The following is a 24,121-nucleotide window of genomic DNA, read 5'->3' as shown; positions in this document are numbered from 1 at the left end:
CTTGCGATCATTAAGGATATGATAAGAGTTGACAAAAACGTGACCTGTAACTATAATAATTACATCGGTGGTGAAAACATATGGTGAACACCCGTCTTTCAGTGGCCATTCATATATTGTCTTTAATCGCCGCAAACCCGCGGGAATCTTCGGAAATGATCGCCGGGAGCGTTAATACGAACCCGGTTGTAATCAGGCGCATGATCAGCCAGCTCAAAAAAGCCGGTATTCTGACGTCGCGGCCGGGAGTGGCCGGGGCAAGCCTGAAAAGAGATCCCGAAGATATATCTCTGCTTGATATTTACCGCGCGGTTCAGCCGCATGAGGAATTATTTGCGATTCATGACAAGCCGAATCCAAACTGTCCGGTTGGAAGACAAATTCAAACAACGCTTGATCAAACGTTTCACAGCGTTCAGCAGGCGATGGAGAACGAATTGGCCAGCAAGTCTCTTAAAGACGTCTTAACTCATCTCTTTTAAACAAGAGATGATGTTTCATCATCAACATGTAACAAATCTTGTTACAAATAATCAAATTATTGGAGGAAGCGATTATGAAAATCGGTATTATCGGTGCAAGCGGTAAAGCGGGCAGCATGATTTTAAAAGAAGCATCAGAAAGAGGACACGAAGTGACGGCAATTGTCAGAAGTGCGTCAAAAATGGCGAACAGCGATGCAGCTGTCATTGAAAAAGACATTTTCAACCTGACAGCGGCAGACATCAAAGGACTGGATGTTGTCGTCAATGCATTCGGCGCGGCCCCAGGGCAGGAGCATCTCCATGTTGAAGCTGGAAGAAAGCTGATTGAACTGTTTAAGCAGGTTCCTGAAACAAGATTAATCGTCGTAGGCGGTGCAGGCAGCCTTTATGTCGATGAGGAAAAAACAACCCAGCTGTACGATACGCCTGAGTTTCCTAAAGAATACTTGCCGACGGCTAAAAATCAGGGGCAGAACCTTCAGGATTTGAAAGAAGCAGATGGACTGAAATGGACGTTCATCAGCCCGGCGGCATTTTTTAATCCGGAAGGAAAGCGAACAGGTTCTTATCAAAAAGGTCAGGAAAACTTAATCGTAAACACCGCCGGAGAAAGCTACATCAGCTATGCAGACTACGCCATTGCAGTGGTGGACGAGGCTGAAAAAGGCGAGCATGTCAATGAGCGTTTCACTGTTGTCGGAGAAGCTCAATAATAAAAGCCTGTCTCGGAAATTGATCCGAGACAGGCTTTTGATCATCATTCGTAATAATAAGGATCATACCCGCTGTAAGAATCGGCTAGAACACCTAAAAAGATCAGGAAGAAAAAAACGATTATGCATAAAATGAAGATCACAATATTCGATAGTAAGTAGAAAAATTGCCATTTCATAAACTTCACATAGTTATCAAGCAAGGCTTCATGCGGTTCTTGCGGCATGTCATGACTCATTTTCTGAGCGGCGTTTGCCGATTTAAGAAGATAGATTCCTGAAAAAATCATCAGCACACCTGGAGCGGCTCCGATGATAAGCAAAGAAATTCCGAAAAAGGCATAGATGCCTCCGGCGATAATCATAAAAACTCCGGTTATTTTTCCCCATTTTGCAATCGCATCAAGCGATTTTTTCATGCTGTCTGTCATTTCCAAAATAAGAAGTCACGCCTTCCCTGTAAATATAGTAATTTCTCTATAGTTATACACTAGGTAAAAGGATATTGAAATGATAAGTATTGATTTTTTATTATATTTTAAAGTGCGGATTGGGCAGATGGTCTCTTTGGATACATTATTCCACAATAAAAGTGACTGTGTTATAGTAAATCGTAAGAAGCATATCAGCTATAAGTGATGTGAAATGCACCTTGCAAACTGGTATTTTGTGCCGGACAAGCACCCCGCAACCAATTTACCATATTGTTTTAGGGGCATTTTTATTTTTTGTAATATCACTGGGTTAAGAAAGGCGGTTTTTCTATGAAATCTTCTTATTTCTATCGTCTCTTGCAAATTGATCATATAAGAAAGCCCGGCGATCTTCCGGATGAACAGCAGCTCGCAGACTCTTTCGTTTTGATCTTTCATTTGAAGGGTGAAGGCAGAATCGATATACAAGCATCAGGCAGACCCCTCCAAAAAGAAACGCTGTATATCGTTCCGCCTTATGAAACATTCGGAATCACAGCTTCGTCAGAGGAAATCAGCGTTTATCTCATCAGGCTGCAGCCCTACTGCTATGAAGACCGCCGCCTGACGCTTCAAGCAGACACCGACCCTGACGCTTTTTCCGACCTTCAGATGATGAATGTCCATCCTGTCGGAAATCTGGCCTCCCGTCTTCAGGAACTTTCCGCCTTATGGCCGGCATCTTCAGCGCTCCAGGAGCTGAAATGCCAAGCAGATCTGCAGCAGCTTCTGTACGATATCTATTCGGCCAAACTGACTCATCCCGAAAACACCGCATCAGCCATAGGAAAAACAAAGGAGTATATTGAGGAGCATTCAGATGCACACCTGACGCTTGATCAACTCGCGCAAATGGCCGGAATCAGCGCGAAGCACTACAGCGAAACGTTCAAAAAGCTGTACGGTCAAAGCGTGACAGAGTTTATCACTGAGACGCGGATGACGAAAGCGAAGCAGCTGATGGCAAAAGCGAGCTACAAGCTGAGGGAAATTTCAAGCCAAATCGGATATCAGGATGAATTTTATTTCAGCAGGACGTTTAAGAAGCATACAGGCTTATCCCCGACCGTTTATATGAAAAAAAGGCGCAGAAAGCTGGCTGCCTACGGCCAGAACACGATCGGACAGCTGATACCGCTTCACCTCATTCCTTACGCCGCTTCCCTGCATCCGAAGTGGACATCATATTACTATAAGCATTACGCGGCAGATATTCCGGTCCATCTGAGCGCATACCGCTTTCACGAGCCGTGGGAAGAAAACCTGCGGACATTGTCATCGGCTGACCCGGAGCTCATTATCAGCATGGACAGCGTGTCTCACGAGGAACGGGAACAGCTCCAGTCGATCGCGGATGTCTTCTTTTTGCCTTCACAGGAACAATGGAGGAGGCATTTTATGCTGACCGCATCCCATTTGGACGAAGAAGCGGAGGCTCACAAATGGCTGCTGTCTTACCAGCGTCTCACCGAGACCGCGAAAGAGGCGCTTTATCCGATCTGCGGACGCCGAAGCTTTTTGTTTTTGCGCTTGCATAAACGCGAGATTTATCTGGCGCATAACCGTTCTGTTCAAGATGTATTTTTCGGCGACCTTGGCTTTGAATCGGCTGTGTCGCTGGAAGAACCGACTGACCGGGCCGTGTCGATCGAAACAATCGCAGCCTATCAGCCGGATATCATTATGATTTTCATTTTTAAAGAGCCGGAGACGCTGGCATTCTACAGGGAGCTTCAGCAGTCGGCTGCTTGGCAGGATTTGAAAGCGGTGCGGCATCACCGGGTGTATCAGGTGAATTCTGATCCTTGGCGGGAATATTCCGCATGCAGCCATGAACGAATCATCCGCCAGGCGGTTCGGCTGCTGTCCGGAAAAAATCCATTTTAATTGCCGGATATTATCCATGGTGTTATCGAAGAGGCTTACCTATAATTTTAATTGATAATAGTTATCAATTAAATCAGGGGGTCTCAGTCAGATGAGAAAAATATCAATATTTCTATTTATTCTCCTTCTCGCGCTTGGCGCAGCGGGATGCGGGAACAGCAAAGAAAAGGCTGGCGGCGATGGCAAGAGCACAGCGTCAGCTGAGAAGAGCATCGAGTACCTCGATCATACATACAAGGTGAAGATCCCGGCCGAACAAATCGTCATTACGGGAAGCGTGGAATCGATGGAAGATGCCAAGCTTCTGGATGTTCACCCAGCCGGTGCCATTTCCTTCTCCGGAAAGTTCCCGGATCTGTTTAAGAGCATTACTGACAAAGCAACCGCTGTCGGCGAAAAAATGGAGCCGAACCTGGAGAAAATCCTTGAGCTGAAACCGGATGTCATCCTGGCTTCAACGAAATTTCCTGATAAAGTGGTGAAAAAACTGGATAACATCGCGACGACGATTCCTGTTTCCCATGTTTCTTCAAACTGGAAAGACAATTTAAAGCTGCTGGCTGAACTGACAGGCAAAGAAGATAAAGCGAAGCAGATTATTTCGGATTATGAAGCCGACCTCAAGGAAGCTAAAACAAAGCTTGAGAAAACGGCAAAAGATACAAAAGCGCTCGTTGTCAGAATCAGAAAAGGCAATATCTTTATCTATCCGGAAGACGTATTCTTCAATTCCACATTATACGGTGAGCTCGGCTTCACAGCTCCAAAAGAAGTCAAGGCGGCAAAAGCCCAGGAGTTGGTTTCTTTAGAAAAACTGAGTGAAATGAATCCGGACTATATGTTTGTCCAATTCTCAGACGATGAGAATGCCGACAATCCGAATGCGCTGAAAGATCTAGAGAAAAATCCAATTTGGAAAAGCATTTCTGCAGTGAAAAATGACCGTGTATTTGTCAATGCTGTAGACCCGCTTGCGCAGGGCGGAACGGCATGGAGCAAGGTTGAATTTTTAAAGGCTGCAGCTGAGAAATTGGCGCAGAACAAATAGAAAAGGTTCATTGAGCTATGCATTCAAAGCAAATGACCCGCATCATTATGATCGCCGCTCCGTTTGCCATACTGCTGTCTGTTTTTCTGTCGGTATGTTACGGTGCAAAACAGCTTGAGCCCGAGGTGATTTTTTCGGCGCTGCTGCATTTTGATCCAGGCAACACAGATCATCAAATCATTTGGCATTCCCGTCTTCCGCGCGCTGTCGGCGCTCTTTTAATCGGAGCGGCGCTGGCGGTGTCCGGTGCGCTTATGCAGGGTGTCACCCGAAATTACTTGGCTTCCCCGTCGATTATGGGCGTTTCCGACGGGTCAGCGTTTGTGATCACGCTGTTGATGGTGGTGATTCCGGGTTCATCCTCTCTGGAGATGATGGGCTATTCGTTTATCGGATCAGCCGTCGGCGCCGGCCTTGTCTTCGGCCTCGCCTCGGTGATTCCAAACGGTTTTATGCCGGTTCAACTTGCCATAATCGGGACGGTAACAAGCATGCTGCTCAGCAGTCTGTCTGCGGCGATATCGATTTACTTTCAAATTTCCCAGGACGTCAGCTTCTGGTACAGCGCGAGGCTGCATCAATTGAATCCCGAGCTGCTGAAGTATGCCGTGCCGTTTTTTGTGATCGGCATCATTCTGGCGCTCTCTCTCAGCAAAAAAGTGACAGCTTTATCATTGGGCGATGACATTTCCGAAAGCCTCGGCCAGAAAAAGCAGGCCGTCAAATGGACAGCGATGGCAGCGGTCGTCGTTCTGACAGGCTGCTCTGTCGCCATGGCGGGAAAAATTGCTTTTGTCGGACTGGTCGTGCCGCACATTACGCGTTTTCTCGTCGGATCGGATTACAGCCGGCTGATCCCGTGCTCCTGCGTTCTCGGCGGCGTTTTTTTGACGCTGGCCGATCTTCTCAGCCGGCTGATCAACTATCCGTTTGAGACACCGATTGAAGTCGTTACTTCGGTGATCGGCGTTCCTTTCTTCCTTTATTTGATCAAGAGAAAAGGAGGGGAGCAGCGTGCCTAAAAAGGTTGCAGTCATCTATGCTGTTTTTATTGTGCTGATTCTCACAATCTGTTATCTCAGCATAACAGTAGGATCGTTTGCCGTACATCCGGCTGAGCTGTTATCAACATTGCTTCACATCAACCCGAATGAGCAATACGCCATTCTCCTGTTTGAGCTGCGTCTTCCAAGGATTGTGACGGCGGCACTCGTGGGTCTTGGGCTCGGCATTGCCGGTTCCGTCATCCAGGCGATGACAAGGAACGGACTGGCCGACCCGGGAATCCTGGGGATTAATGCAGGTGCGGGGGCGGCGATCGTCGGCTACATGCTGATCTTTCAAGGCCAGACCGAAACGACAAGCCTGCTCGCTGCAATGGGGATGCCATTCTTCGGCTTGATCGGGGGCATTTTGGCTGCAATATTCATTTTTATCTTTGCCTGGCACGCCGGCAACTTGGATTCGGGCAGGATTATTCTCGTTGGAATCGCGATTAATTCAGGGTTCAGCGCTGTTTCGCTTTACCTGTCATTGAAGATGAATCCGAATGACCACGAAATGGCCACGGTTTGGAAAAACGGAAGCATCTGGTCGGCGAATTGGACGTATATTCAAGCGGCACTGCCGTGGCTGCTTGTTCTTATTCCATTTCTGCTGATGAAGTCCGGCCTGCTCGATACCATTCGCTTTCATGAAGATACGGTGAAGAGTCTCGGCGTATCCGCGAATATTGAAAAGGTGGTGCTGCTCACGGCTTGTGTCGGCATTATCAGCGCCTGTGTGGCTATTTCGGGGAGCATGGCATTTGTCGGCCTGATTGCTCCGCACATCTCGCGGAGGCTCGCCGGCGTCCTGCACCGCCACTCATTGCTGTTAAGCGGATTGATCGGGATGTTTCTCGTATTGTGCGCCGATTTTGCCGGAAAGCTGCTGTTCCAGCCGTCCGAGGTGCCTGCGGGTATCATTCTCGCCATTTTCGGTGTGCCGTACTTCTTATTTTTACTTTTCAAACAAAAAAAGACTGTTCATTAGACTGTTTTTTAGCTCATCAAAGAGGGGAAGGGAGAATGATATGGCTCAAGAAAAACTTCAGCAGTCTGTCAATGCTGCTGAATGCATCCCGGTTGCGATACCGGGGACAGAACAGCGGTGCATGCGTTCACTGGATGGGAGCCGCACATATCGGATTTTTATTGCGAAACCATTTGGGGAACAGCCGCCCGCAGGATATCCCGTGATTTATCTGCTTGATGCCAATTCCGTGTTTGGAACGATGGTGGAGGCGTTGCGGATGCAGTCGCGCCGTCCCGATAAAACCGGTGTAGGGACGGCTGTTATTGTCGGCATCGGTTACGAGACCGACGCTCCCTTTGACCGGGGGCGGTATTATGATTTTACTCTGCCGGAATCGGGCGCTGAGCTGCCCATGAGGCCCGATGGAGCAGACTGGCCGGAACCAGGCGGGGCGAAAGCTTTTCTGTCCTTCATCGAACAGCAGTTAAAGCCGGAGATCGAACAGGAATTCACGATTGATGTGAAAAGGCAGGCGATTTTCGGTCATTCCCTAGGCGGACTTTTTGTCCTGCAGACCCTGTTTACAAAACCGGATCTATTTCAGACATATATCGCCGGCAGTCCGTCCATCCATTGGCATCCGTCATTTTTTGATAAAGAGCATGACTTTGTTTCGAAGTTGCAGGAAGCTGATGGCGATGTAAAGGTATTGCTTGGGGCCGGAGAACTCGAAAAGACGCATAAAAGCGGGATGAACGACAATGCAAAAAGGCTGGCCGACCGCTTGGCCGCTTTGGAAAGTCAGGGGGTTCGCGCGGAGTACCATGAATTTAAAGGGGAAGGTCATATATCGGTTCTGCCTGTGTTAATCAGCAGAGCGCTGCGGTTTGCCTTCAAGCCTGATTGATAGCGGGGCGCTTCCGGCGCCCCGAGCTTTGAAAAAGCATGAGAATAGATAACTGATAATATACCAAGCGCATTGATACGGATAAACAATCGAAAACGATTTGACCGTTAGCAGTTATTGGTATATTATATTTTTAAACGATAATGATTATCATTATCAATTGGAATTTTAGCCGGCAGTGACTTTTTGAGACTCGGGCGCTGCCGGCTTTAAGAAAGGAAATGATAAAAGTGAAAGGCAAGGTTGCTTTGGTGACTGGGGCTTCGCAAGGAATCGGCAAAGAAGTGGCCCTGGCGCTTGCTGGACGCGGGGTGTTTGTTGCAGCGGCTGATCAAAATCGAAAAGGGCTGCTTGAACTTGAAGACGAACTTGAACAAAAAGGACTGCAGGGTTCAGGTTTTGCCGCGGATGTGGGCGACAGTGCCGCAGTTGACCAGCTTATCGCCGATATTGAACGCGAGATCGGTCCGATAGACATGCTTGTCAATGTAGCCGGCGTGCTCAGAACGGGTCTGATCCATTCGTTGAGTGATGAAGATTGGGAGAAGACGTTCAATGTCAACTCCACCGGGGTTTTTAACGTATCGCGTGCCGTCGCCCGCCGGATGGTACCGCGCAGGACTGGAGCGATCGTGACTGTCGGATCAAATGCGGCAGCTGTGCCGCGGATGCACATGGCCGCCTACGCGGCCTCCAAGGCGGCCGCTTTAATGTTTACGAAATGCCTCGGCCTTGAACTTGCCGAGTACAATATCCGCTGCAATATCATATCGCCCGGATCAACGGATACCCCGATGCAGCGGTCGCTATGGCAGTGTGAGGAAGCTGCGCAAGGCGTCATTGAAGGATCACTTGAAACATTCAAAACGGGAATCCCGCTCGGAAAATTGGCTTCGCCGGCTGACATTGCAGATGCTGTAGTATTTTTGCTGTCTGACGGGGCTCGTCATATTACGATGCACGATTTGCGCGTCGATGGCGGAGCAACGCTTGGAGCCTGATTCAATCTAAAGGAGGTTTTGATGATGATAGAACGTCATGTCGTGTCAGAAGCGCTTGCAGATCAGCTGTTAAAGGAATATCAGGCCGGTGCTTCATTCTTTTTCTCTTCCCCTGAGCGGACCATTCTGGCGGAAGGTGTTTTTGCTTCTGTTTCTCAAACCGAAGAGCAAAGCCTTGCTCAGCGGACTGCGGAAGTTCTGAAAAAAGCCAGGGAGAACGGGCAGGAAAATCCGATTGTAGTTGGAGCTGTGCCATTTGACGATGCAAAGCCGGCGCAGTTAACCGTGCCGGTCGAAGCGTGGCATGCGGGGCCGCTGACATGTGAAGAAGACGATAAAGAGGTGCCTGAACCTGCCCTGCACCCCTATGATGTCCAGCAGATTCCAAGCCCGGAAGCGTATATGGCCGGAGTCAGACAAGGATTGGCAGGTATAGCAGCAGGAGAATACAGCAAGATCGTCCTTTCCCGGTCATTGCAGCTGACCTCGCCGATCAAAGTCGATATCGGTCAATTGCTGCGAAATCTTGCCCGCCGCAATACAAGCGGGTACAACTTTGCCGTTGATTTAACCGGGCAGTCATCTGAAGCGCCTCGCACCACTTTGATAGGCGCGAGTCCCGAACTGCTTGTATCACGGTCCGGGTTCCGCGTTACGGCAAATCCTTTAGCAGGTTCAAGACCTCGGAGCGATGATCCCGAAGAAGATCGAAGACGGGCGGCTGAACTGCTTGCTTCGCCTAAAGACCGTCACGAACATGCGGTCGTTGTCGAAGCGGTTGCTTCCGCGCTCAGGCCGTTTTGCCGGAAGCTGGAGGTGCCGGAACCGTCGCTCATCAGCACGCCGACGATGTGGCATCTTTCAACGGAATTAAAGGGAGAGCTTACAGACCTCTCTGTATCATCATTGGAGCTTGCCGCCGCCCTTCATCCGACGCCCGCTGTCTGCGGCACGCCGACGAATGCGGCGAAAGAAGCGATTAAACAGATTGAGCCGTTTGACCGCGGGTTTTTCACAGGTATGGTCGGCTGGTGCGACGCGGACGGTGACGGAGAATGGGTTGTAACGATTCGCTGTGCCGAGGCGGAGGAACACGCGCTTCGACTGTACGCAGGTGCCGGAATTGTCGCCGGGTCGAAGCCTGAAGACGAACTTGCCGAAACGTCTGCAAAGTTTCGGACAATGCTTCTTGCGATGGGAATGAACAGTGAGTAACGGAGGGATAGAGATGCTGAAAGGATGCACGACATGGCCGAAGGAGTTTGCGGATAAATATCGGAAGGAGGGATGCTGGCGAGGCGAAACTTTTGGAAAAATGCTGAGGGAGCGGGCCGAAAAATACGGAAGCCGCATTGCCCTTACATACGGAGATATCCATTTAAGCTATCGTGAGTTAGACAGGAGAGCCGATTCTTTGGCTGGCGGTCTTTTAAAGCTGGGGATCAAAAAAAATGATCGCGTCGTTGTCCAGCTGCCGAATATCATCGAGTTTTTTGAAGTTTGCTTTGCGCTCTTCCGGATCGGAGCTCTGCCTGTTTTTGCGCTTCCATCGCATCGGCATAGCGAGATCACGTATTTTTGCGAGTTTTCTGAAGCTGCTGCCTACATTATTCCCGATCGTCACGCAAAGTTTGACTACCGCAAGCTGGCGAGACAGGTAAAGGAGAAGCTGCAAGGGCTCCGTCATGTCATTGTCGCCGGGGAACCGGAGGAGTTTGAAGCGCTGGCAAGCCTTTATGATCAGCCGGCACCTCCGCAAAACGTCTATCCAGAAGATGTCGCCTTTCTTCAGTTGTCGGGGGGAAGCACAGGTCTGTCCAAGCTGATCCCGAGGACGCATGATGATTATATATACAGCTTGAGGGTCAGCGCAGAGATTTGCAGGCTCGATCACAACAGCGTATATCTTGCGGCTCTTCCGATCGCTCACAATTATCCGCTCAGCTCGCCGGGAGTGCTCGGTACGCTGTACGCGGGAGGCCGAGTCGTCCTTGCATCAGGAGGCAGCCCGGATGAAACCTTCCCTCTGATCGATAAGGAGAGGGTAACGATCACGGGACTCGTACCGCCGCTTGCGTTAATCTGGCTTGATGCTGCTTCGGCGCGCCGGGACGACTTGTCAAGCCTCCAGGTCCTTCAAGTCGGCGGAGCGAAATTCAGCGCCGAAGCTGCCAGACGCGTTTCATCGGTGTTTGGCTGCAAACTGCAGCAGGTTTATGGCATGGCAGAAGGTCTGGTCAACTATACCAGACTTGATGATCCTGAAGACACGATCGTTCACACACAAGGCAGGCCAATGTCTCCGTTTGACGAGATTAAAATTGTGGACGAAAAAGGACGCGAACTTGGACCCGGACAGACAGGAGAGCTGCTGACAAGAGGTCCATATACGATTCGCGGCTATTACAAAGCTGAGGAGCACAATGCCAAAGCGTTCACTGAAGACGGGTTTTACCGTACGGGAGACTTGGTTAAAGTCAATTCATCAGGCTATTTGATTGTTGAAGGACGAGCTAAAGACCAGATCAACAGAGGCGGTGAGAAGGTTGCCGCGGAAGAAGTGGAAAACCATCTGCTCGCACATCCGGGGGTACTCGATGCGGCGGTTGTCTCGATGCCGGATCAATTTCTCGGCGAAAGGGCGTGTGCATATATTATCCCTCGCGGCGCTGCACCGGCTCAGGCTGAGTTGCAATCGTTTTTGAGAGAAAGGGGCCTTGCAGCCTACAAAATACCCGACCGGGTAGAAATGGTTGAAGATTTCCCGCAGACAGGCGTAGGAAAAGTCAGCAAAAAAGAGCTGCGTGCGGCGATTGCTGAAAAAATGTCTGCAGCTGAGAATGTCAGATGATAAAAAATGAGAGGATGTGATTTGATGGCCATTCCTGCCATCTTACCGTACCAAATGCCAGAAGCATCAAATATGCCGAAAAACAAGGTGTCATGGACTCCTCATCCGAAGCGTGCGGCGCTTCTGATCCACGATATGCAGCAATATTTTCTCAACGCTTACCGTTACGGCGAGTCTCCGGTCACAGATCTGCTGGCTAATATCAAGAAGCTTCGGAAGCGATGTGCCGAGCTCGGCATGCCGGTTATTTTCACGGCTCAACCCGGCGCCCAGACACCGGAAGAACGGGGGCTTCTCCAAGACTTTTGGGGACCCGGAATCGGTCCTGATCCCGATGAGCAGAAGATCGTGGATGAGCTGAAACCGAATGAAGGCGACATTGTTTTGACCAAGTGGAGGTACAATGCCTTCAGAAAAACCAACCTTTTAGGCGTGCTGGAGGAGCAGGGGCGGGATCAGCTCATAATCACCGGAATCTATGCCCATATCGGCTGCCTGATGACGGCATGTGATGCTTTTATGCAAGATATTGAAACATTTTTCGTCGGAGATGCGGTGGCGGATTTCTCATTAAAGCATCATGAAATGGCCATCACATACGCAGCTGACCGTTGCAGTGTCACAATTACTGCGGAACAGCTTCTGAGCCGACTGAAAGATGGCGAAAGCCATGAACACGCAAAAGAAAGCTCTCATGCACTGACAAAACAGATTATTCGCGAACAGGTGGCATCGCTTCTTCTTGAATCGCCGGAAAAGATAAGCGACAGCGAAAATTTGATCTACCGGGGAATTGATTCCGTGAGAATCATGAGTCTCGCAGAGCGCTGGCGCCGAGCGGGGCGGGAGGTGTCGTTTGTAGAGCTTGCGGAGGACCCTTCGATTGAAAACTGGTGGAGACTGTTGTCCTCCTCTAAAGAAGCACCTTTGCCAAATGCAGACTATCAATGAAGGAGGTCACCTAAATGCCTGAATGTCAACATAACCGAAAGCCATTATCAGGAGCGCAAGCCGGCATTTGGTTTGCTCAGCAGCTTGATCCGGAAAATCCGATCTACAATACAGCTGAATACGTTGAAATTAAAGGCCCGCTTGATCAGGAGCTTTTCGAAAAAGCGCTGCGCCATGTCATTAAAGAAGCTGAATCATTTCATGCCAGATTTGGAGAAGATCAAGACGGACCATGGCAAGAGATCGTTCCGTCAACAGATTTTCCGCTACATTACATTGATGTCAGCTCAGAAACCGATCCGGAACAGGCGGCTAAAAGCTGGATGATGGATGACCTTGCCCGTCCGGTTGATCTGACTCGCGGCCCGCTTTTTACAGAAGCGCTTTTTAAAGCGGCGCAAGATCATTACTTCTGGTATCAGCGAACTCACCATATCGCAACAGACGGGTTCAGCTTTACATTGATCGCCGAGCGGCTGTCAAAAATATATACCGCATTGATGCAGAACAAATCGATCGACCAGAGCGGAGCCTTTGGCTCCCTCGATTTGATTCTCGCGGAGGAAACGGCTTACCGTGCATCAGAACAGTATCAGGAAGATCGGCGATTTTGGCTTGGGCGTTTCAGCGATGAACCGGAGGTGGTCAGCCTTGCCGAAAGGGCGCCGCGTACCTCTTCAAGTTTTCTTCGCAGGTCTGAACACCTGCCAAGTGAGGATGCTGATCGTCTTCTGTCTGCCGCGAGCAGAATGGGGGCAACTTGGCACGAAACCGTGATGGCAGCAGCAGCAATATATGTTCACCGTCTGACAGGGGCAAATGACGTCGTTCTCGGGATGCCGATGATGTGCCGCCTCGGGTCAGCCGCTCTTCATATTCCGGGAATGGTCATGAATCTCCTCCCGCTTCGAATTGGCATGCAGCCGCAAATGAGCATAGGAGAGCTAGTCAAGCAAATCTCGGGTGAGATGATGAAGCTGCGGCGCCATCAGCATTACCGCCACGAAGAATTGCGCCGGGATCTCAAGCTGCTTGGCGAAAACCAGCGGCTGTTCGGTCCGCAGCTTAATTTGATGCCTTTTGAGAACCGCTTGAATTTTGCCGGCTGTCAAGGCATCGTGCATAATCTTGCCACGGGACCTGTGGACGATTTGTCAATCAACATTTACGGCCGTCCGGACGGTGGCGGGCTAAAAGTAAACATGGATGCAAACCCTGCTGTTTATCATGCGGATGAACTTGAAGATCACGGCAATCGTTTTCTTACTCTTCTGAAAACGATTGCCGTTTGCGAACAAACTCAGCCGGTGGGGACGTTGGACATTCTTCTCCCTGAAGAACGCGCTCAAATATTGATTGAATGGAATCAAACAGAACACGGGCTTCCCAAAGAGAGTCTTCCGCAGCGATTTGAAAGGATGGCAAAGGAGTGTCCTGAATCTCCGGCAGTCGTTTGCAATGATAAGGTTCTCACTTATTCCGAATTAAATCAAAAGGCTAATCAACTGGCTCACTTGCTGATCGATCAGGGGGCGAAACCCGAGACATTTATTGCCTTGGCGTTGCCGCGGTCAGCGGAAATGGTTGTCAGCATGCTCGCCGTTCTCAAAGCTGGAGCGGCTTATTTACCTATAGATCCCGATTATCCGGCTGACAGGATCGAGTATATGCTCAACGATGCACAGCCGCTGCTTGTTATGACCAGCAAGGAAGCGCAAGACACGATCGGTTCGCAAATGCCGAAGTTAATCCTCGATGAACAAACTGTTATGGAGAAAATGTCCGGCTGTTCTGAAGAAAATCCCGGCGAACAGCATTCCGGCAACCAGCCGGCATATATGATTTATACGTCGGGATCAACCGGCAGACCTAAAGGCGTGGTCGTACAAGCTGAAAGCTTATTCAATTTTTTGCTGTCAATGCAGGACATGTTCGCGCTTAATCAAGATGACCGGCTGCTGGCCGTCACTACAATTGCATTCGACATCTCAGCACTCGAAATTTATTTGCCGCTGATCAGCGGATCAGCAGTCGTTCTTGCCGAGAAGGAAACGGTACAAGATCCGTCCGAATTGGCCAAAATGATTGAAACATACGAAATTACAATAATGCAGGCTACACCGACCCTCTGGCATGCATTGGCCTCGAGCGCCCCGGAAAAGCTCAAAGGTCTTCGTGCGCTTGTCGGCGGCGAAGCTTTGCAATCCAGCCTGGCCCGGCAATTGCAGCAGCTCGCGTGTTCTTTAACGAACCTTTATGGACCGACGGAAACAACGATTTGGTCTACAGCCGCTGCGCTGGAAGGCAACTGTACGGAACCTCCGGGAATCGGCTGTGCGATTTGGAATACGCAGCTTTATGTCCTGGACGCCGGATTACAGCCAGTGCCTCCGGGAACGGCTGGAGAACTTTATGTGGCAGGAACAGGGGTAGCGCGCGGCTACTTGAACCGACATGCTCTCACGGCTGAGCGCTTTATTGCGAATCCATACGGGCCGCCTGGATCGCGGATGTACCGGACAGGCGACATCGTGCGCTGGCGCGAAGACGGGTCGCTTGATTATATCGGCCGTGCAGACCATCAAGTCAAAATTCGGGGGTTCCGAATTGAAATGGGAGAAATAGAAGCGGTGCTTGCAAATCATCCGGTTGTTAAACAAGCTGCTGCTATCGTTCGTGAAGACCAGCCCGGTGACCCGCGTTTATTCGCGTATGCCGTTCCCGCTTCGGGAGAAAGCCTTGATCCTGCCGAGCTTCGCCGCTACGTTGGTGAGACACTGCCCGACTATATGATTCCGTCTGCATTTGTCATACTCGATGAACTGCCGCTTACGCCGAACGGAAAGCTTGACCGCAAATCCCTGCCGGCTCCGGCGGTGAGTATGCATACAGGCGGACGCGAGCCGAGGACTCCGCAAGAGGAAATTTTGTGTGATTTATTTGCTGAGGTGCTGGGGGTGCCGCGAGTCAGTATTGATGACAGCTTTTTTGACCTCGGCGGACATTCCCTTCTGGCAGGCAGGCTCGTCGGCCGCATTCGGGAAATGCTCGGCGTCGAACTCGGAATCGGCCGTTTATTCGATGAGCCCACAGCCGCCGGACTTGCCAAACAGCTTGATCAGGCGCAGAGCGCCCGTCCGGCATTGCGCAAAAGAGAGCGCCGCAAGGAGATTCCGCTGTCCTTCGCACAGCGGCGCCTATGGTTTTTGCACTGTTTGGAAGGACCGAGCCCGACCTATAATATTCCGGTTGTCGTTCATTTAACTGGAGATTTGGACCAAAAGGCGCTGGCAGCTGCTCTGGGTGATGTGGCAACAAGACATGAGCCGCTTCGAACAATTTTCCCGGATCAGCAAGGGACAACACACCAGCTGATATTGGAAGCGGATCAAGCGCGTCCAGAACTCACTGTATCCCATGTCAGCGAACATGAGTTGGAAAAAGTCCTGGCTGAGGCCGTCCGGCACCGTTTCCATTTAGAAAAGGAGCCTCCGTTTCGCGCCCAGCTATTCGTACTCGGACCGGACAAATTTGTGCTTCTTCTGCTTTTGCACCATATGATCGGCGACGGCTGGTCTTTAATGCCGCTGACCCGTGATTTGGAAACCGCCTATAATGCGCGTCTGCAAGGTGAGGCACCTGTTTGGGAGCCGCTTTCTATACAATATGCAGACTATGCCGTATGGCAGGAATATCTGCTTGGCAGTGAGAACAATCCGGACAGTCTGATTGCCAAACAGCTCGAATATTGGTCGAAGGCATTGGAACATCTGCCTGATCAGCTGGAGCTTCCGACTGATCACCCGCGTCCGTCGGAATCTAGCTACAGAGGCGGTACGATTGATCTCAGCATTGACGAACAGCTGCACGGCCGCCTGTTCGATTTGTCCCGTAGCACCGGAGTCAGCATGTTTATGATTTTGCAGTCGGCTCTTGCCGCACTACTGACACGGCTCGGAGCAGGCCATGATATTCCGCTCGGCAGCCCGATAGCGGGAAGAAACGATGATGCTTTAGGCGAAATTGTCGGATTGTTTGTTAATACGCTTGTGCTTCGAACAGATACATCGGGTAATCCGAGTTTTCGGGAGCTTCTGAACAGAGTCAGAAAAGTAAACCTTGCAGCGTATGAGCATCAGGACCTTCCGTTCGAGCGTCTTGTTGAAGTGCTTAATCCGCGCAGGTCAAGAGCGAGACATCCGCTGTTCCAAATTATGCTTGCCTTTCAAAATACGCCTGAACCTGAGCTTGACCTTTCCGGCCTCAAGTCAGACATTGAAATTCGCAGCGTCGGAGCAGCCAAGTTTGATTTGACGATTGAGCTTCGCGAACATCGAAAAGCGGACGGAACACCCGCAGGTATCGGCGGATTTCTTGAATACAGCACAGATTTATTTGAGCGAAATACGGTTCAAACATTGGCAGAACGGCTTGTCAGGCTGCTGGATTCAGCAGCAGACGACCCTGATCAGCCGATCGAAAAACTCGATATTCTCCTTCCGGCCGAACGGGAAAACATGCTGGCTGATTGGAGCAAATCGTCCAACAGCATACCTTGTTCATCTTTGCCCGTTTTGTTTGAAAAGCAGGCGGCAAAGGATCCGGAAGCTGTTGCGGTTATATGTGAAAATAATGCGCTCACATACGGCGAGCTTAATAAACGCGCTAACCGGCTTGCTCATCTCCTGATCGCCAAAGGGGTTGGCCCCGAACAATTTGCTGCCCTGGCGCTGCCAAGATCTTTGGATATGGTTGTCGGATTGCTTGCAGTGCTGAAGGCTGGCGCGGCATATGTGCCCCTAGATCCGGACTACCCGGCGGAAAGGATAGCGTTTATGTTGAATGATGCCCATCCTGTCTGCATCGTAACGAGTTCAGCGGTAGAATCAAATCTTTCTGTTCCCGGATCTGTTGAAAGGATTGTACTCGATGATCCTTGTATACAAGAGGAACTGAAAGGATGCGCTGCTGCGAATCCGTGTGATGCCGACCGCACCGCGCCTTTGCTGCCTCTTCACCCGGCGTATGTCATTTACACATCCGGTTCGACCGGCAAGCCGAAAGGAGTCGTTGTTCCGCATCAAAATGTCGTGCGGCTGTTCGGAGCGACTGACCAATGGTTCCATTTCGGCGCTGACGATGTTTGGACGATGTTTCATTCTTACGCATTTGACTTTTCGGTATGGGAAATTTGGGGAGCACTTCTCAATGGGGGCCGGCTTATCGTGGTGCCTCATACAATCAGCCGCTCGCCGGCCGAATTTCTCAATCTTCTCGTTCGCGAGGGAGTGACTGTGCTCAATCAGACTCCTTCAGCATTTTATCAATTGATGCAGGCTGACCGGGACAATGCTGAGACAGGAAAGCTCCTTTCCTTGCGCTTTATCATTTTTGGAGGGGAAGCGCTCGAGCTGAAGAGGCTTGAAGATTGGTATGAACGCCATCCGGATCATTTCCCGCGGCTGATTAATATGTATGGAATTACAGAAACGACGGTGCATGTCAGCTATATTTCTCTCGATCAGCAGACTGCGGCACTTCAAGCGAACAGCCTGATCGGCCAGGGGATTCCCGATTTAGGTGTATATGTGCTTGATGAGTATCTTGAACCGGTGCCCCCGGGCGTCACCGGAGAGATGTATGTGTCCGGGGGCGGTCTCGCACGGGGTTACTTGGGCAGACCCGATTTGACAGCAGACCGCTTTGTCGCTGATCCGTTTGGTCCGCCGGGAACCCGGATGTACCGCACCGGCGATCTTGCCCGCAGGCGCCAGGACGGCTCTCTGGATTATATGGGGCGGGCCGACCAGCAGATCAAGATCCGCGGCTTCAGAATCGAACTCGGCGAGATAGAAGCGGTGCTTGTCCGCCATCATAGAGTGAATCAAGCCGCTGTGGTCGTAAGGGAAGGCCAGCCCGGGGACAAGCGTCTGATCGCCTACGTTGTCCCGGCGTCTGAAGAAGAAACCGATCCGGCTGAGCTGCGCCGGTTTGCCGCAGGCACTCTGCCGGAGTACATGGTGCCTTCCGCATTTGTAAAAATTTCAGAGCTGCCATTGACTCCAAATGGCAAACTTGACCGAAAAGCGCTGCCTGAGCCTGACTTTGCCGCGGCTGTTAAAGGGCGGGGCCCAAGAACACCGCAGGAAGAAATCCTGTGCGATCTTTTTTCAGAAATCCTCAATGCGCTGAGAGTCGGTATTGATGACGGATTCTTCGAACTTGGCGGGCATTCTCTTCTCGCCGTACAGCTGATGAGCCGCATTCGTGAAGCGCTCGGAGTCGAACTCGGCATCGGCGACCTGCTTGAAGCGCCTACAGTCAGCGGACTTGCTGAACGGCTTGAATCCGGCGGCAGGCAAAGTGCGCTGGATGTAATGCTTCCGCTGAGAACCGGAGGCAGTCAAGATCCCCTGTTCTGTGTGCACCCGGCCGGAGGCCTCAGCTGGTGTTATGCCGGTTTAATGACGGCACTCGGCAAGGAATACCCGATATACGGCCTTCAAGCCCGCGGGATCGCAAGGCAGGAAGAGCTACCTGATACGCTCGACGACATGGCTGCTGATTATATTCGGCACATTCGTACGATTCAGCCAACAGGCCCTTATCGTCTGCTCGGCTGGTCCCTCGGAGGCAATGTTGTTCATGCGATCGCAACTCAGCTGCAGGAACAAGGGGAAGACATATCGCTTCTTGTCATGCTTGATGCTTACCCGAATCACTTCCTTCCAATTAAAGATGCGCCTGATGAGCAGGAAGCATTGATTGCCCTCTTGGCATTGGGAGGATACGACCCGGACAGCCTTGACGGGGCACCGCTGAACCTTTCCAGTGCGATCGATATTCTGCGCCGCGACGGTAGTGCGCTTGCCAGCCTGGACGAGGCTGCGATCTTGAACTTAAAGGAGACGTATGTGAATTCCGTCCGGATTTTAAGCGAATATAAGCCCCGCGTCTTTCATGGCGATATTCTGTTTTTCAAATCAACCGTGATACCGGAATGGTTTGATCCGATCGATCCGGAGTCATGGCTACCTTATTTGAACGGAAACATTGATATTCATGATATGGATTGCCGGCATAAAGATTTGTGCCAGCCGGAGCCGCTGGCCGAAATCGGACGTCGGGTTTCGGAAAAGCTGGACGACTTGAAAAAAGATACGGATAAGTAGGGAGAGATAGCGATGACAAATCCTTTTGAAAATGAACACGGCACATATGTCGTTTTAATGAATCAGGATGGCCAGTATTCACTCTGGCCGGCCTTCATTCATATTCCGGCAGGGTGGGAGGTCGTCTGCGGGGAAGCGAGCCGCAGCGCCTGTATCGACTATATCAGCTCGAATTGGACCGATCTCTCGCCGAACAGCATCAAGCTGCTGCAGAAGTACACGGCGGTCAGCAATGAATAGAAGGCCGTTCAATCAAAGGACGGTTGTCAGCATTGTATATGTAACAGCCATGTTTATGGCTGCGATGGATGCGAGTGTCATCAACATGGCATTGCCTGCAATCATGACCGAATTTCAAACATTGCCGTCTGCTGCAGGCACAGTTAACATCGGATACTTAGTCAGCTTGGCGGTCTGTCTTCCCGCAGCCGGCTGGCTTGGGGACCGCTTTGGGACAAAGCGTGTTTTCCTAGCCGCGCTTTCGATATTTACAGCTGCATCCGCCTTATGCGGAATCGCTGACAATCTGGCGGCGTTAAACGCATTTCGCGTGATCCAGGGGGCCGGCGGCGGGTTGATTACGCCGGTGGGAATGGCGATCTTGTTCAGGACGTTTCCTCCGCATGAACGGGCCAAAATTTCGAGAGTCCTCGTTCTTCCAATTGCCGTCGCGCCTGCGGTTGGGCCGATCATCAGCGGGTTTCTGACAGATCAGCTGTCATGGCGCTGGATTTTTTACATTAATATTCCGATCGGAATGATCATTCTGCTGTTTGGCCTGTTGTATCTTCATGAACATTTGGAGCCGGAAGCGGGCAGATTTGATTGGCTTGGATTCCTTTTGGCGGCGCCGGGAATGGCGTTGGCGGTTTTTGCACTCAGCCAGGGGCCTGCGCGTGGATTCGGCTCTCCGGATGTGCTTGCAGCAGGGGCCGGGGGAATGATGCTCCTCGCAATCCTCGTTTTTGTCGAACTGAAGGCTGAGCATCCGTTGATTGAACTTCGCTTATTGAAGGACCGGGTTTTTGGAATGATGAGCGTCATTTCGCTTCTGACAGCAGGCGGACTGCTTGGCATGCTCTATATATTTCCGCTGTTGTGTCAGGAAGCACTCGGCTACTCTGCGACAGATACTGCGCTGATTACGTTTCCCGAAGCATTAGGCTTGATGCTGGCGTCCCAGCTGATGCCGAGGTCGTTGGCAAAGCTTGGCCCGAGGCGGGTCATTTCCGTTGCGCTGTTAGGCGCTGCTGTGCTGTTTGGGCTGCTGAGCCTGACCGGATATGGGTCAAATCTTTGGCTTCTCAGGCTGCTGCTGTTTTTAGCGGGCTTTTTCTTGGGGCACGCGGTTGGTGCGGCGCAGGTTGTTTGTTTTGCCAACATTTCATCATCCTCAATGGGCCGGGCAACAACGCTGTTTAATGTGCAAAACCGGCTCGGATCTGCCTTTGGAGTTGCTGTCATGTCGTGCGTCCTTGCTGTGCTCAGCCAGCCCAGCGCAGGCATAGACCGTCAAATGGACAAGCATGCTTCAGCACCCAAAGGTACGGCAGCTTCTGGTGAGTAAAACAAAAATCCTCCCGTTTCCGGGAGGATTTCAGACCGTTGACAAAACAGGTCGGATTTTAAAAATCCGACCTGTTTTTGTCCATTTTATTCTATTATTTCGATCAGAAGGCTGGCGGTTAGGACCTTTCCAGGTCCAATTCGCCAGCTTTTTCAGATTCATGGCAGCGAAAACAAGCATCGCCTGCATGGACAATTTTTTCTTTCCCCGTAAGGTTGTCCAGCGCAAGCCATGCTTATGTTTTAAATCGGCAAAAACTCGTTCGATCGTCTCTTTACGTTTGGCATAGATTTGTTTATTCTCTTCCGTATGCCGAAGATGATCAGCTTCGTCTAAATGATCCTGCCAGATATGTCTGTGAATCATCTTTCGATGATCTCTACTTTCTATACACGTATGTAGTAATGGACATTGTTTACATCGATTTGGATCTGAAGCATACTCTCGATAACCTTGCCGATTGGTTGTGCGATAGGAGAGAATATGGTCTTGCGGGCAGATATAGACATCATAAAATTCATCGTAAACATACTCGTGTTTTCTCATGAATCCTTTTTTGGTTTGCGGACGCGTGTAAGGCATAACAGGGCGAACGTTTTCTTCATGAAGAAATTTTGCGATAACCGGTGTTTTGTATCCGGCATCAACTGCGACCGTATGAGGCTTGGCGACGCGCTCTTTCACTTGTTGAAACAGGGTCGTGAACACTTGGCTGTCATGAATATTGGCAGGCTCAACAACCGTCCCCAGCACAAATCCGTTCCGGTCACAAGCTGTATGAAAACCATAAGCAAAAAGGCGTTCCCGTTCACCCTTTACAAAATAGCCGCTCTCAGGATCTGTTGTACTTTCTTTTATTTCTCGTTCTTCTGAGCATTGCCTGGGCTTTAAGGGCTTTTTGCCGTTGGCTTCGCGATCGGCATTAATTTCTTGATCTAACTGTTCCTGATAAGCTCTTGTTTCTTTTCTTACGATCTTTTTCACAAACTTTTTCTTATTGGCATTCGCTTTGACATGTGTGCTGTCGATGAAGGCAACCGAAGGATCGACGAGGCCGAGATCCATGGCCTGACGTAAAATCCTATAGAAGATTGTTTCAAATAGGTCTGTGTCATGAAAGCGACGTTCATAGTTTTTACTGAAGGTTGAAAAGTGAGGGATTTTTTCAGAGAATCCATATCCAATAAACCAGCGATAGGCTACATCAGTTTCGATTCGCTTAATGGTTTCGCGCATGGAGCGATGACCAAACACGTATTGAATGAGCACCATTTTAATCAGTACAACAGGATCAATACTTGGACGCCCTTTTGAAGAATAAAGAGGGGCAACTTTTTGATAAATAAATGAAAAATCAATGGCTTCTTCCATCTTCCTGACCAAATGGTCTTCAGGTACAAGCTCACTTAAGGCAACGACTTCAAGCTGTTCACGCTGATCTTTAGAGTGTTTGGTCAACATGGTAAAACCTCCAAAAATTAGATTCCACACACATTTTAACAAAAAAAGCTTGTCGATCAAGCCACTTTTTTGTGACTTTGTCGACAAGCTGAAATCCTCCCGTTTCCGGGAGGATTTTTTTAACAGCATGAATTGTGCGCTATAAAATCGGCGACAGCAGGATCGAAATGGCTTCTTTGAAGCGGATCGATTTGCTTCTGTTTAAATATTCCTCAAAGGTCAGCTCCCTTGACACTTGCAGATCTTTTTCAAATGATAGGACAAGGCTTCTCGCAATTTCCTCATCATATAAAAATGCATTCACTTCAAAATTGAGCTTGAAGCTGCGCATATCAATATTTGCCGTGCCGACCGATGAAATTTCCTCATCTACTACAATCGTTTTCGCATGGATAAAACCGTTGTCGTAAATAAATACGGAGGCGCCTGCTTTTAAAAGTTCGCCGATGTAAGAATAGGTTGCCCAGTACACAAACGGATGGTCGGGTTTGTTAGGAATCATGATCCTGACGTCAACGCCGGACAGACAAGCGATCCTGAGGGCATCGAGCAGGCTTGCGTCCGGTATAAAATAAGGCGTCTGAATAAGAATGGACCGCTTTGCCGTTGATATCATTTTAATATAGCCGTTTTTAATCTGCTCCCATTCTGAATCGGGGCCGCTGGTGACGATTTGCATGCCGATGTTTCCGTGGGAGTCGATGTCAGGAAAATGGTTTGGCATATATGTAATGTCGTGATGGTGCGAGGCCTGATTCCAATCCAGGATAAAACGCGTTTGAATCGAGTGGACCGCTGTTCCTTTGATTCTGAGGTGCGTGTCCCGCCAATAGCCAAAGGCCGGGTTCAGACCGAGATATTCGTCTCCGACATTAAATCCTCCGACATAGCCGATGACGCCGTCGATAATGACGAGCTTGCGGTGGTTGCGGTAATTCATGCGCAAATTGATAAATTTAAAGCGCGACGGGAAAAAGACTTCGACAAATCCTCCCGCTTTTTTCAGCTCTTTGAAAAAGCTTTTCCTGAGGCTTCTTGATCCTAATTCATCATACAAAACGCGGACTTCAACGCCTTCTTTTGCTTTTTTGATGAGCGCATCCCGGAGCTTTTTGCCGATCTCATCGCCTTTATAAATATAATATTGAAGATGAATATGGTCTTTGGCGTTTTCAATATCGCGAAGCAGCCTGTCGAATTTCTGGCGTCCGTCCGTTAACAGCTCGACCGCATTGTCTTCTGTAAAAACGGCGTGGTTATTCAAAATGTGCATATAAATCAAGTCTTTGCTGTCCGCCGTCGCTTTATTGCGAAATTCAAACTCGCGGTTTTTCAGCTTGGTCAGCTGCTGTTCCAATATTTTTTCAATCCCGATCTTCTTTCGGTCTTCCCATTGAAAAAGGTGATTCCTGCTCAAATTGTGGCCGAAGAGCAAATAAAGGATAAAGCCGAGAACGGGAATAAAGAAGAGCACCAAGAGCCAGGCCCAGGAGGAGCTTGCATCCCGGCGTTCCCTAAAGATCACAACGATTGCCAAAAGCGTATTTAAAACTAATATAAAACCGAGAAATATCGATGTGATACTGATA

Annotated in this window: 17 protein-coding genes; 14 read left to right on the top strand and 3 right to left on the bottom strand. The window is 50.0% G+C overall.

The genetic code is table 11. The features are described from left to right. Positions 1-80 precede the first annotated feature (80 nt). Together H7F26_RS03975 and H7F26_RS03970 are read left to right on the top strand one after the other, a co-directional pair. The gene (locus tag H7F26_RS03975) at positions 81-482 is read left to right on the top strand and encodes an Rrf2 family transcriptional regulator (protein WP_003185976.1); all 402 of its coding nucleotides are present in this window, start codon (positions 81-83) and stop codon (positions 480-482) included. A 74-nt stretch (positions 483-556) separates the two neighbouring features. Then, positions 557-1,198: an NAD(P)-dependent oxidoreductase gene (locus H7F26_RS03970; RefSeq protein ID WP_003185975.1), complete on the top strand. Its 642-nt coding sequence runs from the start codon at positions 557-559 to the stop codon at positions 1,196-1,198. A gap of 44 nt (positions 1,199-1,242) precedes the next feature. Here the strand turns inward: H7F26_RS03970 and H7F26_RS03965 are convergent, their stop codons facing one another. Next, complete coding sequence (locus H7F26_RS03965) at positions 1,243-1,629, bottom strand: DUF5362 family protein (protein ID WP_031314738.1); 387 nt, start codon at positions 1,627-1,629, stop codon at positions 1,243-1,245. 333 nt (positions 1,630-1,962) lie between these two features. Between H7F26_RS03965 and H7F26_RS03960 the strand changes: the two genes are divergently transcribed. The 12 genes from H7F26_RS03960 to H7F26_RS03905 all read left to right on the top strand — a co-directional run bounded on the left by H7F26_RS03960 (position 1,963) and on the right by H7F26_RS03905 (position 21,071). Further along, positions 1,963-3,558: a bacillibactin transport transcriptional regulator Btr gene (locus H7F26_RS03960; RefSeq protein ID WP_017474418.1), complete on the top strand. Its 1,596-nt coding sequence runs from the start codon at positions 1,963-1,965 to the stop codon at positions 3,556-3,558. A gap of 91 nt (positions 3,559-3,649) precedes the next feature. After that, the gene (locus tag H7F26_RS03955; protein WP_003185969.1) at positions 3,650-4,606 is read left to right on the top strand and encodes an iron-hydroxamate ABC transporter substrate-binding protein; all 957 of its coding nucleotides are present in this window, start codon (positions 3,650-3,652) and stop codon (positions 4,604-4,606) included. Between the two features lie 17 nt (positions 4,607-4,623). After that, positions 4,624-5,628 (top strand): FecCD family ABC transporter permease, encoded by a 1,005-nt coding sequence (locus H7F26_RS03950; RefSeq protein WP_003185966.1) that lies wholly within the window; start codon positions 4,624-4,626, stop codon positions 5,626-5,628. Further along, positions 5,621-6,640 (top strand): FecCD family ABC transporter permease, encoded by a 1,020-nt coding sequence (locus H7F26_RS03945; RefSeq protein ID WP_017474417.1) that lies wholly within the window; start codon positions 5,621-5,623, stop codon positions 6,638-6,640. The genes H7F26_RS03950 and H7F26_RS03945 overlap by 8 nt, the downstream gene beginning before the upstream one ends. 40 nt (positions 6,641-6,680) lie before the next feature. Then, positions 6,681-7,529, top strand: a complete 849-nt coding sequence (locus H7F26_RS03940) for an alpha/beta hydrolase (protein WP_009329734.1) — start codon at positions 6,681-6,683, stop codon at positions 7,527-7,529. A 221-nt stretch (positions 7,530-7,750) separates the two neighbouring features. Further along, positions 7,751-8,530, top strand: a complete 780-nt coding sequence (locus tag H7F26_RS03935) for a 2,3-dihydro-2,3-dihydroxybenzoate dehydrogenase (protein ID WP_031314736.1) — start codon at positions 7,751-7,753, stop codon at positions 8,528-8,530. A 24-nt stretch (positions 8,531-8,554) separates the two neighbouring features. Beyond that, complete coding sequence (gene dhbC / locus H7F26_RS03930; protein ID WP_025807173.1) at positions 8,555-9,745, top strand: isochorismate synthase DhbC; 1,191 nt, start codon at positions 8,555-8,557, stop codon at positions 9,743-9,745. Between the two features lie 13 nt (positions 9,746-9,758). After that, on the top strand, positions 9,759-11,381 hold the full coding sequence (locus H7F26_RS03925) for a (2,3-dihydroxybenzoyl)adenylate synthase (RefSeq protein WP_009329728.1): 1,623 nt from the start codon (positions 9,759-9,761) through the stop codon (positions 11,379-11,381). A 24-nt stretch (positions 11,382-11,405) separates the two neighbouring features. Next, positions 11,406-12,332 (top strand): isochorismatase family protein, encoded by a 927-nt coding sequence (locus H7F26_RS03920; protein WP_003185954.1) that lies wholly within the window; start codon positions 11,406-11,408, stop codon positions 12,330-12,332. 14 nt (positions 12,333-12,346) lie between these two features. Continuing rightward, positions 12,347-19,504, top strand: coding sequence for an amino acid adenylation domain-containing protein (locus H7F26_RS03915; protein ID WP_017474415.1), 7,158 nt, complete (start codon positions 12,347-12,349; stop codon positions 19,502-19,504). Between the two features lie 12 nt (positions 19,505-19,516). Continuing rightward, positions 19,517-19,744, top strand: a complete 228-nt coding sequence (locus H7F26_RS03910; RefSeq protein WP_026080816.1) for an MbtH family protein — start codon at positions 19,517-19,519, stop codon at positions 19,742-19,744. After that, positions 19,737-21,071 (top strand): DHA2 family efflux MFS transporter permease subunit, encoded by a 1,335-nt coding sequence (locus H7F26_RS03905; RefSeq protein WP_185855236.1) that lies wholly within the window; start codon positions 19,737-19,739, stop codon positions 21,069-21,071. Before H7F26_RS03910 ends, H7F26_RS03905 begins: the two co-directional genes overlap by 8 nt. Positions 21,072-21,101: 30 nt before the next feature. On the opposite strand, the gene H7F26_RS03900 is transcribed toward H7F26_RS03905, so the two are convergent. Both H7F26_RS03900 and cls read right to left on the bottom strand, forming a co-directional pair. Then, complete coding sequence (locus H7F26_RS03900) at positions 21,102-22,532, bottom strand: IS1182 family transposase (RefSeq protein ID WP_026699437.1); 1,431 nt, start codon at positions 22,530-22,532, stop codon at positions 21,102-21,104. Between the two features lie 139 nt (positions 22,533-22,671). Continuing rightward, positions 22,672-24,120 carry a cardiolipin synthase gene (gene cls, locus H7F26_RS03895; protein WP_025806104.1) on the bottom strand — a complete coding sequence of 483 codons (1,449 nt, stop codon included), beginning with the start codon at positions 24,118-24,120 and terminating at the stop codon, positions 22,672-22,674. Position 24,121: the final 1 nt, after the last annotated feature.

The sequence above is a fragment of the Bacillus sp. PAMC28748 genome (assembly GCF_014250415.1).
GTDB classification, from domain to species: domain Bacteria; phylum Bacillota; class Bacilli; order Bacillales; family Bacillaceae; genus Bacillus; species Bacillus licheniformis.
This window is presented reverse-complemented; position numbering and strand designations above follow the sequence as displayed.